This is a genomic window from Allobosea sp. 67-29, assembly GCF_001898115.1.
GTDB lineage: Bacteria > Pseudomonadota > Alphaproteobacteria > Rhizobiales > Beijerinckiaceae > Allobosea.
Window position 1 is genome coordinate 26,055 of record NZ_MKSQ01000013.1, and the last position, 20,634, is coordinate 46,688.

The 20,634-nt window shown below is 67.9% G+C and carries 20 protein-coding genes; 12 read left to right on the forward strand and 8 right to left on the reverse strand.

Annotation, left to right across the window (positions count from 1 at the left end; all coding sequences use genetic code 11):
• The first annotated feature begins 56 nt into the window (after window positions 1-56).
• The 3 genes from BGO20_RS10760 (at window position 57) to BGO20_RS10770 (ending at window position 2,904) form a co-directional block, all read left to right on the forward strand.
• Window positions 57-1,694, forward strand: coding sequence for a cisplatin damage response ATP-dependent DNA ligase (locus tag BGO20_RS10760; protein WP_291663987.1), 1,638 nt, complete (start codon window positions 57-59; stop codon window positions 1,692-1,694).
• A 105-nt stretch (window positions 1,695-1,799) separates the two neighbouring features.
• On the forward strand, window positions 1,800-2,480 hold the full coding sequence (locus BGO20_RS10765) for a response regulator (RefSeq protein ID WP_291663988.1): 681 nt from the start codon (window positions 1,800-1,802) through the stop codon (window positions 2,478-2,480).
• Window positions 2,481-2,649: 169 nt separating this feature from the next.
• The gene (locus tag BGO20_RS10770) at window positions 2,650-2,904 is read left to right on the forward strand and encodes a DUF6460 domain-containing protein (RefSeq protein WP_291663989.1); all 255 of its coding nucleotides are present in this window, start codon (window positions 2,650-2,652) and stop codon (window positions 2,902-2,904) included.
• A 10-nt stretch (window positions 2,905-2,914) separates the two neighbouring features.
• Here the strand turns inward: BGO20_RS10770 and BGO20_RS10775 are convergent, their stop codons facing one another.
• Together BGO20_RS10775 and BGO20_RS10780 are read right to left on the reverse strand one after the other, a co-directional pair.
• Entirely contained in the window at window positions 2,915-4,003 is a 1,089-nt protein-coding gene (locus BGO20_RS10775; protein ID WP_291663990.1) for a quinone-dependent dihydroorotate dehydrogenase, read from the reverse strand.
• Window positions 4,004-4,075: 72 nt separating this feature from the next.
• Window positions 4,076-4,417, reverse strand: a complete 342-nt coding sequence (locus BGO20_RS10780; protein WP_291663991.1) for a DUF952 domain-containing protein — start codon at window positions 4,415-4,417, stop codon at window positions 4,076-4,078.
• Window positions 4,418-4,583: 166 nt separating this feature from the next.
• Between BGO20_RS10780 and BGO20_RS10785 the strand changes: the two genes are divergently transcribed.
• Window positions 4,584-5,213 carry a S24 family peptidase gene (locus BGO20_RS10785; protein ID WP_291663992.1) on the forward strand — a complete coding sequence of 210 codons (630 nt, stop codon included), beginning with the start codon at window positions 4,584-4,586 and terminating at the stop codon, window positions 5,211-5,213.
• Window positions 5,214-5,219: 6 nt separating this feature from the next.
• Here BGO20_RS10785 and BGO20_RS10790 read toward each other — a convergent pair whose 3' ends face one another.
• From BGO20_RS10790 to BGO20_RS10805, 4 genes are all read right to left on the reverse strand, one after another.
• Window positions 5,220-6,677, reverse strand: coding sequence for a sensor histidine kinase (locus tag BGO20_RS10790; protein ID WP_291663993.1), 1,458 nt, complete (start codon window positions 6,675-6,677; stop codon window positions 5,220-5,222).
• Between the two features lie 10 nt (window positions 6,678-6,687).
• On the reverse strand, window positions 6,688-8,148 hold the full coding sequence (locus BGO20_RS10795; RefSeq protein ID WP_291663994.1) for an FAD-dependent oxidoreductase: 1,461 nt from the start codon (window positions 8,146-8,148) through the stop codon (window positions 6,688-6,690).
• Window positions 8,149-8,237: 89 nt separating this feature from the next.
• The gene (locus BGO20_RS10800) at window positions 8,238-10,568 is read right to left on the reverse strand and encodes a putative bifunctional diguanylate cyclase/phosphodiesterase (protein WP_291663995.1); all 2,331 of its coding nucleotides are present in this window, start codon (window positions 10,566-10,568) and stop codon (window positions 8,238-8,240) included.
• A 195-nt stretch (window positions 10,569-10,763) separates the two neighbouring features.
• On the reverse strand, window positions 10,764-11,705 hold the full coding sequence (locus BGO20_RS10805; protein ID WP_291663996.1) for an enoyl-CoA hydratase-related protein: 942 nt from the start codon (window positions 11,703-11,705) through the stop codon (window positions 10,764-10,766).
• Window positions 11,706-12,146: 441 nt separating this feature from the next.
• Between BGO20_RS10805 and BGO20_RS10810 the strand changes: the two genes are divergently transcribed.
• The 6 genes from BGO20_RS10810 to BGO20_RS10835 are packed head-to-tail and all read left to right on the forward strand — an operon-like array spanning window position 12,147 to window position 16,453.
• A complete protein-coding gene (locus BGO20_RS10810; protein WP_291663997.1) occupies window positions 12,147-12,314 on the forward strand; it encodes a hypothetical protein in 168 nt (55 codons plus the stop codon).
• A gap of 54 nt (window positions 12,315-12,368) precedes the next feature.
• Window positions 12,369-13,658, forward strand: coding sequence for a UDP-N-acetylglucosamine 1-carboxyvinyltransferase (murA, locus tag BGO20_RS10815; protein WP_291663998.1), 1,290 nt, complete (start codon window positions 12,369-12,371; stop codon window positions 13,656-13,658).
• A 45-nt stretch (window positions 13,659-13,703) separates the two neighbouring features.
• Entirely contained in the window at window positions 13,704-14,147 is a 444-nt protein-coding gene (locus tag BGO20_RS10820) for a DUF2948 family protein (protein ID WP_291663999.1), read from the forward strand.
• A gap of 35 nt (window positions 14,148-14,182) precedes the next feature.
• Window positions 14,183-15,475 (forward strand): histidinol dehydrogenase, encoded by a 1,293-nt coding sequence (gene hisD / locus BGO20_RS10825; RefSeq protein ID WP_291664000.1) that lies wholly within the window; start codon window positions 14,183-14,185, stop codon window positions 15,473-15,475.
• Between the two features lie 37 nt (window positions 15,476-15,512).
• Window positions 15,513-16,001, forward strand: a complete 489-nt coding sequence (locus BGO20_RS10830; protein ID WP_291664001.1) for a UPF0262 family protein — start codon at window positions 15,513-15,515, stop codon at window positions 15,999-16,001.
• Window positions 16,002-16,048: 47 nt separating this feature from the next.
• Window positions 16,049-16,453, forward strand: a complete 405-nt coding sequence (locus BGO20_RS10835) for an arsenate reductase/protein-tyrosine-phosphatase family protein (protein ID WP_291664002.1) — start codon at window positions 16,049-16,051, stop codon at window positions 16,451-16,453.
• A 4-nt stretch (window positions 16,454-16,457) separates the two neighbouring features.
• Here BGO20_RS10835 and BGO20_RS10840 read toward each other — a convergent pair whose 3' ends face one another.
• Both BGO20_RS10840 and BGO20_RS10845 read right to left on the reverse strand, forming a co-directional pair.
• The gene (locus BGO20_RS10840) at window positions 16,458-18,179 is read right to left on the reverse strand and encodes a pilus assembly protein TadG-related protein (RefSeq protein ID WP_291664003.1); all 1,722 of its coding nucleotides are present in this window, start codon (window positions 18,177-18,179) and stop codon (window positions 16,458-16,460) included.
• A gap of 31 nt (window positions 18,180-18,210) precedes the next feature.
• Window positions 18,211-18,639, reverse strand: coding sequence for a TadE/TadG family type IV pilus assembly protein (locus tag BGO20_RS10845; RefSeq protein WP_291664004.1), 429 nt, complete (start codon window positions 18,637-18,639; stop codon window positions 18,211-18,213).
• Window positions 18,640-18,874: 235 nt separating this feature from the next.
• On the opposite strand from BGO20_RS10845, the gene BGO20_RS10850 reads away from it, so the two are divergent.
• Window positions 18,875-19,180 carry a hypothetical protein gene (locus BGO20_RS10850; RefSeq protein ID WP_291664005.1) on the forward strand — a complete coding sequence of 102 codons (306 nt, stop codon included), beginning with the start codon at window positions 18,875-18,877 and terminating at the stop codon, window positions 19,178-19,180.
• The gene (locus BGO20_RS10855) at window positions 19,177-20,634 is read left to right on the forward strand and encodes a methyl-accepting chemotaxis protein (protein WP_291664006.1); all 1,458 of its coding nucleotides are present in this window, start codon (window positions 19,177-19,179) and stop codon (window positions 20,632-20,634) included. Before BGO20_RS10850 ends, BGO20_RS10855 begins: the two co-directional genes overlap by 4 nt.

Sequence of the window (20,634 nt, forward strand, 5' to 3'; positions counted from 1 at the left end):
TGAACGATGCGAAGCAAGAAGCATGCAGCGGATGTGTGTGGCGCGAAGGTGACGGTATGAACCGCTTCGCCTGGCTGCTCGACCGCCTCGCCTACGAGCCGCGCCGCAACGCCAAGATCGCGCTGATCGCCGATTATCTGCGCACCACGGCCGACCCCGATCGCGGCTATGCGCTGGCGGCGATGACGGGCGGGCTGGTCTTCCGCAACGCCAAGGCCGGGCTGATCCGGGCGCTGATCGCCGAGCGTACCGACCCGGTGCTTTTCGCCCTGTCCTACGACTATGTCGGCGACCTCTCGGAGACGGTCGCCCTGATGTGGCCGGCCCGACACGGCGCCAATGCGGTGCCGCATCTGCCCGAGGTGGTCGAAAGTCTGCGCGAGGCGGGCAAGACCGACCTGCCGCGCCTCGTCGCCTCCTGGCTCGATGCACTCGACGAGACCGGCCGCTGGGCGCTCCTCAAGCTCATCACCGGCTCGCTGCGCATCGGCGTCTCGGCCAGGCTGGCGAAGACGGCGGCCGCGAGCCTTGGCGGCGTGCCGCCCGACGAGGTCGAGCAGGTCTGGCACGGTCTGGAGCCGCCCTATGCCGAGCTTTTCGCCTGGCTCGAAGGGAACGGTCCGCGCCCCGAGGCCCGCGATCCGGCACCGTTCCGCCCGGTGATGCTCTCGCACCCGCTGGAGGATGGGGATTTCGACAGGCTCGATCCGGCCGAGTTCATGGCCGAATGGAAATGGGACGGAATCCGCGTCCAGGCCGCCAGCGGGCGCAAGGATGACGGCACGCGCGTGACCCGTCTCTATTCGCGCACCGGCGAGGACATCGCCGGTGCCTTCCCCGACCTCGTCGAGGAGCTGACGCAGGATGGCGCGATCGACGGCGAACTGCTGGTGATGCGGGAGAGTGCGGTCCAGAGCTTCAACACCCTGCAGCAGCGGCTGAACCGCAAGACCGTCACAGCGAAGATGCTGGGCGAATTCCCGGCCCATATCCGTGTCTACGACCTCCTCGTTGATGACGAGGAGGACGTCCGCCATCTGCCCTTCGAGCAGCGGCGCAGGCGTCTCGAAGCTTTCCTGTCGCGGCTGGCGAGCACCCGCTTCGATCTCTCGCCGACGATCGCGTTCGGCTCCTGGCAGGACTTGACGGCCGCACGTGCCGATCCCGCCGGCGCCGGGGCGGGCGCCGATGCGGAGGCCGTCGAGGGCTGCATGATCAAGCGCCGCGATTCGCCCTATCTGCCCGGCCGTCCCAAGGGCTACTGGTGGAAATGGAAGCGCGATGCGCGGCTCGTCGACTGCGTGCTGATGTATGCGCAGCGCGGCCACGGCAAGCGCTCTTCCTTCTATTCCGACTACACCTTCGGAGTCTGGCGCGTCGCCGAGGAGGGCGGTCTCGAACTGGTGCCGGTGGGCAAGGCCTATTTCGGCTTCACCGACGAGGAACTGCTCGAGATCGACAAATATGTCCGCAAGAACACGCTGAACCGCTTCGGCCCGGTGCGGGAGGTCGGCCACACGGTCGACAGCGGGCTTGTCTTCGAGGTCGCCTTCGAGGGGCTGCAGCGCTCGACCCGGCACAAATCCGGGCTCGCCATGCGGTTTCCGCGGATCAACCGCATCCGTTGGGATAAGCCGCCGCGCGAGGCCGACCATATCGAGGTGCTGGAGGCACTGCTGCCGACCAATGGCTGAGGCCCGGACGGTTGCGCTCATGCGCGTGCAATGCTTGTGATCCGCGTCGCCCCTGGGGCAAAATGAACGATGCGATCATGAGGTCGCGACAGGGGGAGTGGCGCGATGACCAGGCAGCCTTCGACACGGATCGTCATCGCCGACGATCATCCGCTCTTTCGCGGCGCGCTGCGACAGGCGGTCTCGCACGCCATCGAGGGCGCGGAAGTCAGCGAGGTCGGGTCTCTCGAGGCCTTGACCGAGGTGCTGGCCGGCGGTGGCGATGCCGATCTCGTCCTGCTCGATTTGACCATGCCTGGCGTGCAGGGCTTCTCCGGCCTGCTGTTCCTGCGCGCGGACCATCCCGAGATCCCGGTCATCGTCGTCTCGGCCAATGACGACCCGGCCGTGATCCGCCGCTGCATCGAGTTCGGCGCGCTCGGCTTCCTGCCCAAGACGGCTGATGTCGCGCAGATGGGCGAAGCGATTCGCGCCGTGCTGGACGGTGGCGTCTGGACGCCGCCCGGAGTGGATCTTACGGCTCCGGTCGATGCCGAGGTCGCCGACATGGTTCGTCGCCTCTCGACGCTGACCCCGCAGCAGGTGCGCGTGCTGATGATGCTGTCGGAAGGATTGCTCAACAAGCAGATCGCCTACGAGCTCGGCGTCTCCGAGGCGACGGTGAAGGCGCATGTCTCGGCGATCCTGACCAAGCTCGACGTCGACAGCCGCACCCAGGCGGTCATCGCTGCCTCGAAGATCGCCGGTACGGCCTGGGCGAACACCGGGGCCGGAGCGTCCGCCTGAGCCGGATCGACCGTCCGCGGCTTCCGCACGCGCCACGTTCCGCGCCGGCCCGGGTCCCCCCGGCCGCGCGGGATGTTCAGTCGCCGTTCAACTGCCGCATATTTCAGGTTAGGAGGCTCCCGGGGCGCTTCGCGGCTGCGGGAGCGCGCAACAGGATGGCCAGGGTTTCATGGAACGGTTCATCGGCGGCTCGCCGCTCAGCGTCCTCGTCAGGCTGATTTTCGTCTCGCTGCTCGTCGGCGCGGCGATGGCCTTTCTCGGCCTGTCCCCGCGGGGGCTCTACGAGGCGGCCGCCCGTTTCATCCGCTCGATCACGGGCCTCGGTTTCGGGGCCGTCCGCGAGGTCGGCGACTGGCTCGTGGCCGGTGCCTTGATCGTGGTGCCGCTCTGGCTGCTGATGCGGCTTTTCGCGGCGCGGAGATAGCCGGGCGCGGCTATAGCGCCTCGCCGCGGGCGATCGCGGCGGCGTCGCGGCCGATCAGGGCGGTGAGACGCGGCAGCCCGGCCCGGCGGGCCTGCGACGCGAGTCCCGCCTTGATCTCGGCGACCAGACCCGGTCCCTTGAAGACGAGCGCCGAATAGAGTTGCACCAGCGTCGCGCCCGCCCGGATCTTGGCGAAGGCGGTCTCGGCCGAGTCGACGCCTCCGACGCCGATGAGCGGGAACTGCCCCTCCACGCGCAGGTAGGTCTCGGCCAGGATCCTGGTCGAGGCGGCGAAGAGCGGCTTGCCGGAGAGCCCGCCGGTCTCGGCCTTCGCGGCACTGCGAAGCGTGTCCGGCCGCGCCACCGTGGTGTTCGAGACGATCATGCCGTCGATCCCGCGCTTGCGTGCGACTGCGACCATGCCGTCCAGCTCGGGCAGCGTCAGGTCCGGGGCGATCTTGAGCAGGACCGGCGTACGCTTTGCTCCGGCCGCGGCTTCGTCGCAGGCGGCCAGCGTCCGGGCGACGAGGCCGTCCAGCACGTTCTCTGCCTGCAAGTTGCGCAGGCCTGGTGTATTCGGAGAGGAGACGTTGATGGTCAGGAAATCCGCGAGCGGCGCAAGCCGCCGCGCCAGAATGACGTAATCCTGCTCCCGGTCGACCGAATCCTTGTTGGCGCCGAGATTGACGCCGACGATGCCGGCGCGTCCGCGCCGGGCGGCGAGCCGTCGGGCGACGGCCTCCATACCTTCGCTGTTGAGGCCGTAACGGTTGATGACGGCGGTATCCTCGAGCAGCCGGAAGACGCGCGGGCGCGGGTTGCCGGGTTGGGGCAGGGGCGTCACGCCGCCCGCCTCGACGAAGCCGAAGCCCAGCCCCAGCGCGCCGTCGATCGCTTCCGCATTCTTGTCGAAGCCGGCAGCCAGCCCGACGGGATTGGGGAAGGACAGGCCGAATGCCTCGGTCGAGAGCACGGGGTCGTCCGGAGAGATCCTGAATGCCGGCGCCGCCGCCAGCGCGGCGATCGTCATGCGATGCGCCGTCTCCGCATCCATCCGATGAATCAGCGGGCGGGCGACGTGGAAGAGGCTTGCGAGCATGCGGGGTCTTTAGACCATGGCGGGCGCCGGTGGATATGGATTTTTCGCCGCGGCCGGCGCGGGATGGCCGGTTCAGAGATCGGCCGGAAGGGCGTGGCCGCCATCGGGCTGCAGCGGCAGCGGCGCCACCCAGCGCACGCTTCTCGGGTCGAGCGCCGCGTAGAGATGCGGAAACAGGGCGCCCCCGCGCGACGGCTCGTAGCGCAGCGCGCTTCCGAGCCGCCCATCCTCGACCGCGATCAGGAGCAGGCCGTCCTGCCCGGCGAAGTGCCTGGCCGCGGTCTCGGCGAGTTGCGCCCCGGTCGAGAAATGGATGTAGCCATCGGCGAGATCGACGGGCGCGCCGCGGAAGGAGCCTTCGGCCTCGGCATTTTGCCACAGCGCGGCAGGGCATATCTTGTAGATCAGCGGCATCGGCGGCCTCCTGCGAAAACGGTCGCAGCCGGCATAGACAGTGGCAGGAGCTTTTCGCAAGCCGGCGGTGTGGTGAGGCAAGAATCGGATTGAAATCTTATTCGATAGGGGATATTTCCTATGACCAATCCCCGTTTCACGGCAACAGCCCTGCGAGGCCCGAGCGATGCTGTCACATGACCAGATCTGGGGGGCGATCGACACGCTGGCCCAGCGCTATGGCTTTACCGCTTCTGGTCTGGCTCGCAAGGCGGGGCTCGATGCGACCACCTTCAATCGCTCGAAGCGTGTCGGGCCGGATGGGCGCGAGCGCTGGCCCTCGACCGAATCGATCGCCAAGATCCTGGCGGCGACGGGCGCCACGCTCGACGAGTTCATGAGTGCGGTGATGCGGCGCGAGGCGGCGCCGCCGCGGACGATACCCTTGATCGGCTTCGCCCAGGCCGGTTCCGGTGGCTTCTTCGACGATGGCGGCTTCCCGGTCGGGGCGGGCTGGGAGGAGGTCGCTTTTCCGGGGTCGACCGACGAGAAGGCCTATGCGCTGGAGATCTCGGGCGATTCGATGCTGCCGCTCTATCGCGACGGCGATACGATCATCGTCTCGCCGGCGGCGACGGTCCGGCGGGGAGACCGGGTCGTGGTCAAGACGGTGGAAGGCGAGGTGCTGGCCAAGCAGCTCAAGCGCCAGACCGCCAGGACCGTCGAGCTCGCCTCGCTCAATCCCGAGCATCCAGACCGGGTGCTGAACCTGGCCGAGATCGCCTTCATGGCCCGCGTGATCTGGGCGAGCCAATAAGGCCGGTCAGTGCCCGTTGCTGCGCCGCAGCGGCAAGGAGACCCGGAAGACCGCGCCGACCGATGACGGCTCGAGTTCGATCGTGCCGCCATGCAGCCGGACGAGCTCGGCCGCGACCGCGAGGCCCAGGCCGGTGCCGCCGGGGGTGACTGAACCGCGGAAGGCCTGGAACAGATTGGCCTGCGCCCGTAGCGGCACGCCCGGGCCGTTGTCGATCACGCGCAGCGTCACCGAGCCGTTCGTCGCAGCACCTGCGACGGTCAGCAGCGGCTGGCTGCCCGCCTCCGCCCCTGCCTGGGTCAGCGCCTGGACGGCGTTGCGCATCAGGTTGGTCAAGACGCGTGCCATCTGGTCGGGGTCGCAGGCGGCGGCGAGCTCGGCCGGCACCTGGTTGTCGAAGCGCAGCAGCTTGCTGTCGGGCAGTCCGAGCAATTCCGCCTGCTCGGCGACGAGCTGGCGCAGCGCAACCTGCCTGATCGCGGGCGTCGCCTCGGCCGCGCGGCCATAGGCGAGGGTGGCCTGGCAGAACTCGATGGCGCGGCCCAGCGTTGCGATCAGCCGCGGCGCGAAGCGCCGGATCTTGGCATCGCGCGTCTCGACGAGCTGGTCGGACATCAGCTGCGCCGCCGCCAGCATGTTGCGCAGGTCGTGATTGATCTTGCTGACGGCGAGGCCGAGCTCGGCAAGATGCTTCTTGGTGCGCAACTCGTCGGCGAGCGTTCCCTGCATGCGGGCGAGGGCCCGCTCCGCCTCGCCGATCTCGTCGGCCCTGCGCGAGGGCGCGATGATCCGCTGCGGGTTCTCGGGCTCCGCCTCGAACTCCATCACATTGGCCGCAAGCTGCCGGATCGGCCCGACGATCAGCGCATTGAGCGCGATGTAGACGGCGAGGGCGGTCAATCCGGTCAGCAGCAGCGAGATCAGCAGCAGACTCCATGAAAACTTGAGCATCGCGCGCCGCAGCGGGGCCTCGTCGATGACGATCTCGACGAAATCCGCCCCGCCGACGGCCTCCCCGACCACGCGGATCGGCATGGTCGCGGGTGCGAGCAGCACGGCCAGCGCCTCGCGGATCGAGGTCCACCAGTCGAGATGGCGCAGGTCCACGAAGCGCGAGACTTCCGGCGGCGGCATCGAATCGAGGCTGAGCAGGCGTCGCGCGCCACCGACACGGGCCGCGATCGCCCGCGCTCCGACACCCATCAGGAGCCGGTTTTCGCTGCCTTCCGGCAAGCCGTCCTCCGGCGCGCCCTCCAGGACAAGAGCCGCAACCTGCGCCGCGGCGATCCGGTCGTTCAGCCAGTTGCGGCGGAAGTTCGCGATGGAGGGGACGTAGATCAAGACCTCCGCCAGCATGACGAACAGCACGGTGACCAGCAGCAGCTTGGCCGAGAGGCCGAGCCGGGTCAGACCGCGCGGAAGGCTGATCGACAGGTCGTGTCTGGGCGAGCCGGACTCGTACATCCGTCGAACCTTAGCCGAAGCGGCGCAGAAAGCCGATGAGCCGGCGCAGGCCTGGACGAGTCGTCGCAGGCGCGAGGAACGTCAGCGCCGCGCTGCGGGACGCCGCCGAGGCGGCCATGGCGGGGAATGGGCTTCCCGCCATGGCCGGGGCGCCGAGGCCGGCCTTCAAGGCCACGCTCCAGGGCGCGATCAGCTCGCTCGCACCCTCACCGACGATGGTGACGGCGCGCAGCCGGCCCTTCCGGTCGGTGACGAGCTTGACATAGCCCTCCGTGCGACCGGCCGCGACGGCACCGGGCACCTCGGCGAAAGGCCAGCGCATCACACGAAGCTGCCCGGGCGCAGCCGGCTCGATCGGCTGTCTCTCGCCGATCGATGCGATCTCCGGCCTGCACCACGCGACGCGGGGGCTCGCCGCGAGATCGAGCGCTCCGCTCCGGCGGAACAGGACGCTGCGCAGCACGATGCCGACATGATCGTCCCCGGCGAACCCGGACGATCCGGCTGCGGCGCCTCCGGCACAGCTTCCCAAGGCATGGATTCGCCGGTTGGCGGTCCGCAGGCTCTTGTCGACCGCAATGCCTGCCGCATCGCTGCGCACACCGGCCAGGTCGAGATCGAGGGTTTCGATATCGGGCCGCCTGTAGCCGGCCACGAGGAGCCGCGAGGCCTCCAGCGTGACGTCGCCCGCAGGCCCGTTCAGCGTCAGGCTCACCCCGGCGCGTCGGCTTTCGAGATGCGTGACTTCGCTGCCCTCATGCAGCGTCATGCCTTCGCGCAGCAGCCGCTGCCGCACCGTCATCACCGCTTCGCCGTCATGCTCCGGGAGGATGTCGCCCGGGCAAACGATGGTGACGCTGCTTCCGAGCCGGGCGAAGGCCTGGCCGAGCGCGACGGCGGGGGCGCTACCGCCGAGAACGGCAAGCCGCTCCGGCAATCGCGTCAAACCGGGCAGGTCGTCCTCGCTCAGGATCAGGGCCGGGGCGAGGGCTGCCATGCCTGGAAGCGCCGAAAGGTCCGGCCGCGAGCCGGTCGCGATCGCAAAGCGCCGGGCCTTCACGATGAGCTCCCCGACCGCGAGGCTGCCGCGGCTGGTGAAGTGAGCCTCGCCCTGGATCAGCCGGATGCCGAGCGCAGCCAGGCGTTCCGGCCGATGGTTGGCAGCGGAGACGGCTAGCGCACGCCGGATTTGGTCGTTGAGCTGTGTGTCCTTGACCGCTGGAGATGCCGGCTCGATCCCGAGCCGTCCCGCCTCGCGCAGCTCCTGCGCGCGGGCTGCTGCCTCGATGAGGGCTCTGGCGGCGAGCGCCGTCGGCCGCCCGCCGGTGGTCCGGCGCTCCACCAGCACCACGGGCACGCCGAAGGCGGCGGCCGCCGTGGCCAGCGCTATGCCCCGCTCGCCCGCGCCGACGACGCAGAGATCGGGTGTGAGCGCAGCGGGCTTCGCCGTCTTCGCCTTGGCATCGCTCACCAGCTGATCCGCTCCCGCTCTCGCCCCTTGTTGCAGATGCTTTGCCCTGCGGGCGGAATCAAGACCGAAGCGCCTCCAGGCCGCATCGTTCAGGCGACGTTGCGGCCACCGCCGTTGCGTCTGATGGTCGAGAGGCTCTCCGGCCGGCCGAACAGGTAGCCCTGGGCACGCTGGGCGCCCAGCAACTGCACGGCGAGGCGCTGCTGCTCGGTCTCGATGCCTTCGACCACCACGTTCATCTGCAGGCGCCGGGCGAGCTGGCACACGGCTTCGATGATGGCCTTGGGCGCTTCGCTGTTGTGGACGTCGCGGGCGAAGCTCTGGTCGATCTTCACCTGCGCGATCGGATAGGCGGAGAGATAGCCCAGAGCCGAGTAGCCGGTACCGAAATCGTCGAGGGCGAAGCTGACGCCGAGAGCCTTCAGCTCCTCCAGAACGGACAATGTCAGCTTGTTGTCCTCGATCAGCAGCGATTCGGTAATCTCGAGCGTCAATCGCCGCGAGCTCAGCCCGGATGCTATCAGCGCTTCTTTGACCGTATCCACCAGGCGCCGCGGCTCGCGGAACTGCAGCGGCGAAACGTTGACCGAGACGCCGATACCCGGTTCCCAGCCGGCGGCGTCCTTGCAGGCCTGCCGGATGGCCCAGTCGCCCATGGCCGCGATCAGCCCGGACTGTTCGGCGATCGGGATGAAAACGCCGGCGGGCACCATGCCGCGCGTCGGATGGCGCCAGCGCATCAGGGCCTCGCGCGACACGACGGCCTGCGTCTTCAGGTCGACGATCGGCTGGTAGAAGAGCTCCAGCGAGCCGTCATTGCAGGCCTTGCGCAGGTCGACCTCGATCTCGTGCCGCTCCGTCATCTCCTCGGCCATGGCCGGGTTGAAGAACATCTGCGTGTTGCGGCCGGCGGACTTGGCCTTGTAGAGCGCGGTGTCGGCATGGCGGAGCAGGTCGGCCGGGGACGAGCCGTCGTCAGGGGCCATCGCGATCCCGATGCTCGCCGTCACATAGACGGTCTTGCCGTCGACGACGAAGGCGCGTGTCATGCTGTCGATCATGCGTTGGGCGATCGCCGTCACTACCCCTTGATCCGCCGAAGGCAGGATGAGCAGGAATTCGTCGCCGCCGAAGCGCGCCAGCACGTCGTTGCCGCGCGTTGCGTTGCGCAGGCGGCTGGCCGTCTCCATCAGCACGAGGTCGCCGATGTCGTGCCCCAGGCTGTCGTTGACCTGCTTGAAGCCGTCGAGATCGACATAGAGCAGCGCGAAGGCCTCGCCGGTCCGCTCGAGCCGCGCGAAGGCATCGTCGATATGCCGGTTGTACTCGAAGCGGTTCGCAAGCCCGGTCAGCTCGTCGAAGCGCGCCATCTGCTCGATCCGCGCCTCCGTCCGCTTTCGTTCCGTCGCATCCTCGGTCAGCATCAGGATGCCGCCCTCGGCGGCGGGCGCGAATGTCACGACGAGCACGAGCCCACCACGGGTGACGACCTCCTGGCTCGCCGCCTGCTGAGTCGACTGGACCGAAACCAGGGCCGAGCGGATGTCACGCAGCTGATCGGAACTGATGACCTGCCGCTCGACCAGGAAACGGGCGATGGCAGTCAGCGGCGTCCCGGGCAACGCCAGCGTCTCGGGCAGGCCGTAGAGCGCGCTGTGCGGAGCGTTGCTCACCGCGAGCTTGAGACTGCGGTCGAACATCGCCAGCCCGTCGATCATGGTGTTGAGCGCGGCGTCGAGCGTCAGGTTCTGCGAGTGCAGGGCGGTCGCCAGCCCTTTCGACTGCTTGGTCGCATCGCTGAGCGCGAGGAGGTTCCGGTGCAGCGAGTTGGTGATCGCGATATTCGCGGCGACATACAGGAAGGCGAAGTAGCCGATATATTTGTAATAGGGATTCTGGGCGGCGATCAGGCCGATCGCCATCGGAATGCAGAAGGTCAGCAGCTGCACCGCCACGAACTTCGGCCGTCCAGCATTGCGCGCGACATAGCCCGAGGCGAGCGCGATCGTCGACGAGACGGAGGTGATGTGCGCGGCGGCGTCGTCGGTCTGCACCAGTGCGACGTAGCAGCTATAGCCGAGTACCGCGCTGAAAGCGGTGGCCCCGAGAAAATAGTCGCGGTCCCACCGTCGCGTCTCGGTGTAGCTGTCGCTCGCATGGTTGCGGCGCCTGTAGGCGATCAGCGTGACCAGGCGAAGGACCACGACCAGCGCAACCAGCAGGGTGAGCTGGACGAAGATGAAGCGCTCCGTCGAAACCCAGCAGAGAAACGGAGTCAGGATGCCGGCGATGCCGCCGGGGATGATCGAAGCGGGCGAGGAGAAGAGTGAGTTGACCAGCAGGGTGTAGCCGGTCAGGTCGAACTCGTCGCCCCGCTCCTGCCGCCCCGAGGCCATCAAACGCTGGAAAGCGTCTGCCATTCACTCCTGCCTTTGCCGCTTCGGACGGCGCGATGCGTGAGGTTTCCGGACGTCTCACGTCATCTGAAGCTTTAGGTTGGCAGAAGTAAATGCTTCGTGAGATTTTGATTCAATGTTCGATTAAGCCTGCGAATAGGCAGGCGTTGCGCATCTTCCCGATTGAATAGGCCGCAGTTCTGCAGCCGCTGGTTGCTTTCAGGCGGTTTCCGTCTGCCGCTGGTAGACCCGCGCCAGCATGCGGTCCTGCGTCTGGGCGATGCGCTGCAGCTTCGAGATGGCGCTCGGGCTGAGCCGCAGCATGCAGTCGGCCCAGATCTGGCCGAGATGCGCCAGTTCCTCGCGCAGATCTCCGGCGCGCCGGTTGAACGCCGCGAACAGGGCGGTCTTGGCCGCATGGATCGGCAGTGCATCGGCGCAATACTTGCGGATCCATGCCTCGCCGGTGCCGGTCGGCACGACGGCTTCGAGGCCTCCCGCCTCCATGAAGGCCTGCGCGCTCATCTCCTCCCCGGACATCAGCAGCTTCTCGGCGGCGCGCGGCCCCATCCGGCGCGACAGGATCGCGACGGCGGTGATCGGGAAATGGTTGAACTTGATTTCCGGATAGACGAACGACGCCTGTTCCTCGGCGATCATCACGTTGCAGGAGCGCGGCGCATCGATGCCGCCGCCGATCGCCTTGGCGTGAATGGTCGAGAGCGTCACCACCAGGCCGTTCAGGCCGCCGCTGTTCCAGATGGCGCCCTCGGCCGAGAGCCGGGCATATTCCGAGAGCGCCGCGCGGTCGTTCTTCGCCAGGCAATCCAGATAGAAATCGAGATCGCCGCCCAGCGTGAAGAAGGGGCCGGTTCCGCGGAAGGCGAGGAAGCGAACCGGCGCGCGGTGATACTGGTCGGGCGCGCCCCACAGCGCGAAGATCGCGCTCTGGATCTTCACCAGGCTGTCGAGCAGCTGCAGCGTGAAGACCGGCTTGAGCTCCGGGCGGATCGTTACCCACAACGTCTTGATCGCAGCCTCGTAGGCCAGCTCCACCTCGGGCAGGAAGCCCGCCTTGTAGCGGATGGCATCGATCACGTCGCAGCTCTCGAGGAGAGCCGGAGCGACGCGGTCTTCATTCACCGTGAACGATTCGAACATGACGCCACCTCTGCAACATCAACATCGGCAGCCTAAACGAGCTTAACAAACTGTAAACGCATTCTGCCGGAAATGGTTAATTTCATTAATATTTTCACCTGACCTATGGTAATGAACTCGCATTCCTCCGGCCCGTGTTGCCAACGCCGGGCAAGATTCGGACCCCGGTGCCTCGGCCCTCTCGGCGCAATCAAATTGCGCAAAATGCACCGCAGGGGGCGGAAAGTGGATCTGCGTGCCGAATTCCCAAAATCCCGCAGCGCAAGCCGTTCGCGATGCGGGGCGGCTGTCGCAGAACGGGACGTGTCCTGCTCTGATGCGGGACGCGGCCGTCTCGGCGTGCGGCCTCGCCGCGCTTGTTCCCGGGCCGCGGGAGGGCTAACGATGTCGCCGCGAATTCGCCGCGTTCCCGCGTTCAAACATCGATGCCGAGTTGATGACGTGACTCGCCAGACTGCCGACGACGAGAAGCAGGCGCGCCTTGCCGCCGCCCTGCGCGAGAACCTGAAGCGCCGTAAGGCCCAGGCTCGCGCTCGCCGCGCGGACGAGGCGCAGGGTCGCGACCATGAAGCGGCGCCGCCAGCTCAGGCCGACACGAACCGGACCTGATTCCCCGTTTCTTCACGCCGCGGCGCTCGACCGCCGGCCGAGCAGGACCTGACGATGGACAAGATCCGCATCACCGGCGGCCAGCGCCTCAATGGCGCGATTCCGATTTCCGGTGCCAAGAATGCGGCCCTGCCGCTCATGATCGCGAGCCTGCTCACCGACGAGACGCTGACGCTGACCAATGTCCCGCGCCTGTCGGACGTCACAGCCCTCTCGCGTATCCTCTCCAATCACGGAGTCGACCGGACGGTCGCCGGCAAACGCATCGGCCAGTCGGCCGAGACCGGTCAGAACATCTCGCTGACCGCGCGTCAGATCGTCGACACCTGCGCACCCTACGAGCTGGTCTCGACCATGCGGGCGAGCTTCTGGGTCATCGCGCCGATCCTGGCCCGCATGGGCGAGGCCAAGGTCTCGCTGCCGGGCGGCTGTGCCATCGGCACGCGTCCGGTCGACCTGCTGCTGATGGCGCTGGAGAAGCTCGGCGCCGAGATCGAGATCGAGAACGGCTATGCGCTCGCCCGCGCGCCGAAAGGCCTCAAGGGCGGAGAGATCGTCTTCCCGAAAGTCACCGTGGGGGGCACGCATACCGCGCTGATGGCCGCGGTTCTCGCCCAGGGCACGACGGTGATCGAGAACGCGGCGCGCGAGCCGGAGGTCACCGACCTCGCCGCCTGCCTCGTCAAGATGGGCGCCAGGATCGAAGGCGCCGGCACCTCCCGCATCGTCGTCACCGGCGTCTCGCGGCTCGGCGGCGCCCACCACGCCGTCCTGCCGGACCGGATCGAGACCGGCACCTATGCCATGGCGGTCGCCATGACCGGCGGCGACGTCGTTCTGGAGGGCGCGCGCCCGGAGCTCCTGCAATCGGCGCTCGACGTGCTGACCAAGGCCGGAGTCGAGATCAGCTCGACCAACGAAGGCATTCGCGTGCGCCGCAACGGCCACGGCATCGATGCGGTCGATATCGACACCGATCCGTTCCCCGGCTTTCCGACCGATCTGCAGGCGCAATTCATGGCGCTGATGACCAAGGCCAAGGGCACATCGCGCATCCGCGAGACCATCTTCGAGAACCGCTTCATGCACGTGCAGGAGCTTGCCCGCCTTGGTGCGAAGATCCGGCTCGACGGCGATGTCGCGCATGTCGATGGCGTCCAGAAGCTCACTGGCGCGCCGGTGATGGCGACCGATCTGCGCGCCTCCGTCTCGCTCGTGATCGGCGGGCTTGCTGCCGAGGGCGACACCACGATCAACCGTGTCTATCACCTCGATCGCGGCTTCGAGGCGCTCGAGGCCAAGCTCGGGCGTTGCGGGGCGGTCGTCGAGCGCATCAGCAGCTGAGTCTCGACGGTTGATTTTCTCGAAGCGGCTCGTCAGAACGATGTCATGTCTGACGACGCCGCAGAACCGCTGAAGCTCGTCGCGCTCGACGCCGACGACCTCGCCATCGTCTCCGCCCATCTTCAGGATGCGGTGTTGAAGACGGCGGATATCGTCTATCTGCCCGGCGAGAAGCGCTTCGCCCTGGCGCTGCGCCGCTTCGATTGGGAGGGCGCCGTGCACGGCCAGCGTCGCCGCCGGCTGGCGGCCCTGCATTTCGACCGCGTTCTCGCTGTCCGCAGCGCCAAGCTCGACAAGAACGATGCCGGCAAGGTGTTGAACCTGCTGGCGATCACCTTCGAGCAGAACGACGAGCCGGCCGGCGACGTGACGCTGCATTTCTCGGAAGGAGCCGCGATCCGGCTCTCCGTCGAATGCGTCGAGGCCCAGATGAAGGATCTTGGGCCGGTCTGGGAAGCCGTGGCGACGCCCGGCCATCCCGACGCCTGACAGCAACCTCTCGCGATCATTGCCGGGGACCAGCGATGCCGATCAGGCTCGATGACAGGGATGCACGCTTTGCCGAAGGCTTTGCGGCGCTGCTTTCCGCCAAGCGCGAGGTTTCCGAGGAGGTCGACCGCGTCGCCGCGGACATCATCGCGGAGGTGCGCGGGAAGGGCGATGCGGCGCTGATCGCCTATACCAGCCGCTTCGATGCGCTCGACCTGACGGCGGAAACCCTGCGCGTCGGCGAGGCGGAGATCGACGCCGCCATCGACGCCTGCTCGCCGGACCTGTTGGCCGCCCTGGAGACCGCGCGCGAGCGGATCGAGACCTATCATCGGCGCCAGAGGCCGGAGGATTCCTGGGTCGTGGACGAAGCCGGGATCGAGAGCGGCTGGCGCTGGAGCGCCATCGAGGCGGTCGGCCTCTATGTGCCGGGCGGCACGGCGAGCTACCCCTCATCGGTTCTGATGAACGCGATCCCCGCCAAGGTCGCCGGCGTGCCGCGCATCGTCATGGTCGCGCCGACGCCGCGCGGCGAGACCAATCCGCTCGTGCTCGCGGCCGCCAGGCTCGCCGGCGTCGACGAGGTCTACCGTATCGGCGGCGCGCAGGCGGTGGCGGCGCTGGCCTATGGCACCGGCACGATCGCTCCCGTGGCCAAGATCGTCGGCCCGGGCAATGCTTATGTTGCGGCCGCCAAGCGCCGCGTCTTCGGCCAGGTCGGCATCGACATGATCGCCGGTCCCTCCGAGGTGCTGGTCATCGCCGACAACACCGCCAATCCCGACTGGATCGCCGCCGATCTCCTGGCCCAGGCCGAGCACGATGTCTCGGCCCAGTCGATCCTGATGACGGACGATGCCGCGCTCGCGGTCGAGGTCGAAAAGGCGGTCGCCGCCCAGCTTGCGACCCTGCCGCGCGCGGCGATCGCCGGGAAGAGCTGGCAGGATTTCGGCGCGATCATGCTGGTCGCCGATCTGGAGGCCGCTGTGCCACTGGTCGACCGGCTGGCTCCCGAACATCTCGAGATCATGACGGCAGAGCCCGATCGCCTCGCCGGACTCATCCGCAATGCCGGCGCGATCTTCCTCGGCGGCCATACGCCGGAGGCGATCGGCGATTACGTCGGCGGTCCGAACCACGTGCTGCCGACGGCGCGCTCGGCGCGCTTCTCCTCCGGCCTCGGCGTGGGCGACTTCATGAAGCGCACCTCGCTCCTGAAGTGCCGGCCCGAGGGGCTGCGCCGGCTGGCCCCTGCCGCCACGCAATTGGCCGAAGCAGAGGGCTTGCAGGCGCACGGGCGTTCCGTGACGATCAGACTCAATCTCTGAGCGCCGCCTGCAGGGCGGCGCGGCGACAGGAGGAGCGATGTCGGCCGAACCGTCTTCCGAAAAGCAATCCCTCGTCGGCTTGACCCTCGACGAAACGTCCCTGGGGCGCGGCTCGCCCGACCAGGAGCACGAGCGCGCGATCGCGGTCTACGACCTGATCGAGCGCAACCGTTTCGCGGTGCCTGGCCATGACGGCGGGCCCTATCGCGCCCATCTCGCCCTGGTCGAGCGCCGGCTGGTGTTCGACATCAAGGAGTCGGACGGCGCACCCGTCGTCACCCACCATCTTTCGCTCAGCCCCTTCCGCCGGATCGTCAAGGACTACGAGCTGATCTGCGAGAGCTACTATGCGGCGATCCGCACGCAGACGCCGGATCAGATCGAGGCCATCGACATGGGGCGACGCGGCCTGCACGACGAAGCGGCGGCCATCCTGGTCGACCGCCTGGCAAACAAGGTCGAGATCGATTTCGACACGGCGCGACGCCTGTTCACGCTGATCTACGCGCTGCACTGGAAGGGCTGACGCGTTTGGAGCCGGCGATCCCGCGGAAGGTCCAGAGCGTGCTCTTCATGTGCGCGATGAATGCCGTTCGCTCGCCCATGGCCGAAGCGCTGGCCAAGCACTTCTTCGGCAAGTCGATCTACGTCCAGTCGGCCGGTGCCCGGAAGGGGGCGGTCGATGGTTTTGCCCGCGAGGTTCTGGACGAGATCGGGATCGATCTGAGCCGACACGCGCCGAAAACGGTGGACGAGCTGGAGGAGTGGGAAGGCCTCAATTTCGACCTCATCATCTCCTTGTCGCCGGAGGCTCATCACCGGGCTCTGGAGCTGACCCGGACTCTGGCGGCGGAGGTCGAGTACTGGCCGACGATGGATCCGACCCTCGTGCAGGGCGCCCGGGAGCAGAGGCTGGACGCCTATCGCGATGTGCGCGACGGGCTGATCCGGCGGATCAAGGAGAGGCTGCGGGACTGATCCTTCATCGCACCAGCACTGCCCCGCCGCAGCGCACGCCGGTCACCCAGCTGTCTGCCTGGCCCAGCCCGATGCCGAGCGTGCCGAGGACGCCGTTGAGCAGTTGGTCGAGCGGCGTCAGCGCGTTGCCGACGATGCCGCCGACCAGCCCGTCCAGTCCCGGCAGGCCGATGCCGAGCCCCAGTGCCTCGACGCGCAGCTCGAGGTCGCCGACGAGGCGCCCGAGCAAGGTTGCGACGAAGTTCTGCGTCGAGGTCGTCTTCTTGTCGCCGCGCTGAATCTCGGCGTAGCTGAAGCTGACAGGCGTCTCGGCGAGGTTGGTCATCGTGACATGGGCGCGGGCCGTGACCTTGGCGAGCCCGACGACGTTGAGCAGGGTGGCCGCGGGGGGATTGGGCGCGGTGCTGAAATTGTTGAATTCGGCCATCGAGACCTGGCCGACCCAGGCATCGACCAGCGCCGGCCTGACGCCGAGCGTCACGCGCGAGGTCGAGACGTCGCCCGGCGAGCATTGCACGGCGGTGAGCTTCGCCGTCGCGGCGGCGAGCTCCAGATAGACCGGCAACCTGACGAGCGACGCGGCACCGGAGCCGATCAGGTCGGCGGTGAGGAGCAGGCGGGTCTGCGCGGTGTGGATGCTCGTGCCGGTCCGTCCGACGCTGATCATGGCGCTGCCGACCGGGCGCTCGCCGATGCCGAGCTTGAGATTGACTGCGGCGATCCCCGGCAGGTTGAGCGCGAGCCCGACGTCGATCTGCCGCTGGCCGTTGGCGATCTGCGCCACGGCCGAGACGATATCGAGGGCGGAAAGCGAGGCCCCCAGGGGGTTCGGCGCGGAGACCGACCTGTCGCCGGCGGGTCCGAAGGCGACGAGCTTCGAGAGGTCGACGGGCAAGCCGCTGGCGGCGACGGAGGCGAGCCGGCCCAGAGCAGCGGTGGCCGTGCCGCTGCGGGCATCGTTGTCGCGCGAGGCGTCGACGATCGCGGAGAGGACGTCGCCCAGCGTCGCATGGGCTCTCAGCACGTCGTCATAGGTCGCGGCGGTCAGATCGAGTCGGGTCGCCAGATGCTTGGCGAAATCGAAGAGATCGACGCGGGCCCTGATCAGAGCCTCGTAGTCCATGACCGAGAGCGAGACTCCGCCACCGAGCAGGCCGCCCAACAGACCGTTGAGCAAGCCGCCGTCGAGCTTGAGCAGGCGTGAGCCGATGGCGAAGGAGGCCTGGGCATCCTGATAGGCGATGGCGCTGCTGGCGATCGGCACCTCGCCTGCGTCCAGGCTGGCCTGGATCGGCGACGGCTTCGTTCCGGGCGGGCGTTCCGGCCGGCTGGTGGCGGCGAAGGCGCGCCCGAGCAGCAGCGGCGCCATCGTCCGCATGTCGATCCTGACCGCATTCGCGCTCGCGCCTGTCCCTGGGACGAAACGATCCGCCGGTGCCTTCGCCGGGTCCGGCGTGTAGGTGCCGGGTTGCACCGCGCTGATGTGGCGCGCCTCGAAGCCATTCTGGCCGGCGCTGGCCTGCGCCGCGGCCTGGGCGCGTGGGATGTCGCCCGCGGCCGCGAGCGCAGCGAGGTCGTTCGCGGTCTGGAGCCGGCGCTTCTCGTAGAAGAAGCTGCCGACATCGACCGCCATGGCGCCGAAGCCGAGCAGCGTGCCGAGCGCCACGGCGAAGAGGATGGCGGCTCCACCGCTCTCGTCGCGCCGGAAATCCCTGATCTTGCGCATGGTGAAGCCTCCCCAGCCTGGTGTCGGTCGGTCAGTAGCCGCCGCGTTGCACGACGGCGCGGCGTTCGATCAGGGGCTGCGGCAGTGCCGCGAGCCTGCTGAGTTCGTCATAGAGCGAGCCGGTCATGTCGTAGCTGACGGCGACCTCGAAGCTCTGCTGTTGCGGGCCCGTCTGCTGGGTGCGGACGCGCACCTTGGAGGGGTCGATAAAGGCGTAGGCACCGGCATTGGCGGCGACGTAGTCCCGGGCAATCTGCGCGCGTTCGGCGTCGCTCAACCCGGCTACGGAGGAGCGTGCGGCTTCGGCGGCGATCTGCTGGACGCTGTGATAGATTCCGAAGACGTAGCCGTAGCCCATGATCCCGAACAGCAGCAGGAGCAGGACCGGCGCGACGAATGCGAACTCGATGGCGCTCGTCCCGGCTTCGTTTCTCAGCATGCGCTTCGGTGAAGCAATCATCGCGGAGGTTCCAATGAAGAATACAACCGATGGTTGTATTCGGGAGGTTGAGGAACCCTTAATGCGCCGGGCGCGTCGTTCCGTTGCTTAAGCGAGACTTGCCGGATTAAGTGAAATTTTACGGGAGTATCGTTCGTAGTCCTGCATTCCTTTCCGGACGAACCGCTTGCTATCCGACGATCCCTGCGTGGAGCCTTCCGCTGCAACACCCCGAACGGGTGCCGCCGCTGCGGCGATGCTCGTCGTCCTGCTGACGCTGCTTGTCGGCGCCGCCGCGCTCGCAAGCCTCCCGCAGGGAAGGGAGGGAGGGGAGCCGGTCGCGATCGTATTCCCGTTCTGGATGAGTGGTGCCGAAGCGGTGGCGCGCAGCTTCGCTGCCGGCGACCGTGTGCTGAGAAGCGGGCGGCTGCCGTCGATCGTCGTCGTTGCGCCGCGGCCGGAATCCGCCTCGCTGCCGCGCGGCGCATGGCTGTCCTTGACACTCGCCGGCCTTGCCGGCTGCCTCGACGGCGCGGCTGCGCAGGGAGATGAGCCCCGATGAACTGGTCCCTGCAGGTCATTCGCCGCCGCGTGGCGCTCGCCCTGATCGGTCTCGCCCTGCTGCATGTACCGCTGCTGGCCCTCAGCTTCTGGATGCGCGGGCATGCGGCCCTGCTGCCCGTGGCGCTCATCGCCACCGCCGTCGCCGTCCTCCTGCTTCTCTATCGCGTGGCCGGTGCGACGCTGGTCACGCAGCTCGCCATCGTCACCGTGCTGATCGGGCAGGTTTCCGCGCTGGTGTTCAGCTTTGCCGGGCACCCCTGGCAACCCGACATGCATATGTACTATTTCGCGATCCTCGCGCTCTTCGCCGGCTTCTGCGACTGGCGGCCGATCGTGCTGGGGGCGACGCTGACCGCGCTCCATCATCTCGTGCTGCAATATGCCTTGCCGGCGGCTGTCTTCTACCAGGGCGGCAATCTGCTGCGGGTCCTGCTCCATGCCGTGATCGTGCTGATCGAGACGGCGTTTCTCGCGACCTTCGCGCTTTTGCTGCAGAGGCGCTTGCGGGAAGGCGAGGAGAATCTGGCCCGTGCGCAGGAAGTGGCGGGGCGGGAAAGGTTGGCGGGCGAAAAGGAGCGGGCCCTGTCGGAGGAGCTCGGCCGCCGCGCCGCCAGCCTGCAGGAGCTCGTTTCACGCTTCCGCAACCAGATGGACGGCGCCATGGCCATGCTCGATCGCTCGGCCGAAGCCATGCAGACGAAGGCCGGCACCCTGACGAAGACGGCCGACCACGCCCGGGGACAGACGACCCTGGTCGCCGAGGCGGCCGCCGGGACGATGGCCAATATCGACCAGCTCTCGGCCGCGAGCACCGAGCTTGCAGCCTCGATTGCGGAAATCGGCCGCAATGCCGGGCAGTCCGCCCATGGCTCGAAATCGACGGCCGAGCTGGCGCGCCAGGCGAGCCGCGAGATCGAGGTCTTGACCGAGCGCAGCCAGGATGTCGGCGCGGTCGTCGAGATCATTCGCGGCATTGCGGCACAGACCAGCATGCTCGCCCTGAACGCGACGATCGAAGCGGCGCGTGCCGGCGAGATGGGGCGCGGCTTCGCGGTGGTGGCGAGCGAGGTCAAGACGCTCTCGGCTCAGACCGCCAAGGCGACCGACGAGGTCTCGAGTCATATCGGCGCCATGCAGCAGGCGACGCAGGGCTCGCTCAGGGCGATCCGGGAGATCGTCGAGGCCATCGGCGAGGTGGAGCGCGTCGCGAATGCGATCGCGCTCTCGGTGGACGAGCAGAGCCGGGCGACCTCCGAGATCGCTTATCAGGTCCGGTTGTCCTTCGACGGGGCGCAGCGCAGCGCCGATATGGCCGGCGGTTTCGAGACGATGACCGTCGAGACGCATGGGGCAGCCGAGAAGCTGCAGGAGACCGCCGCTGCCCTGGCTCAGCAGGCCCAGAGCATCCGCCAGGATGTCGCCCTGTTCTGCGGCAACATCGCCGCCGCCTGA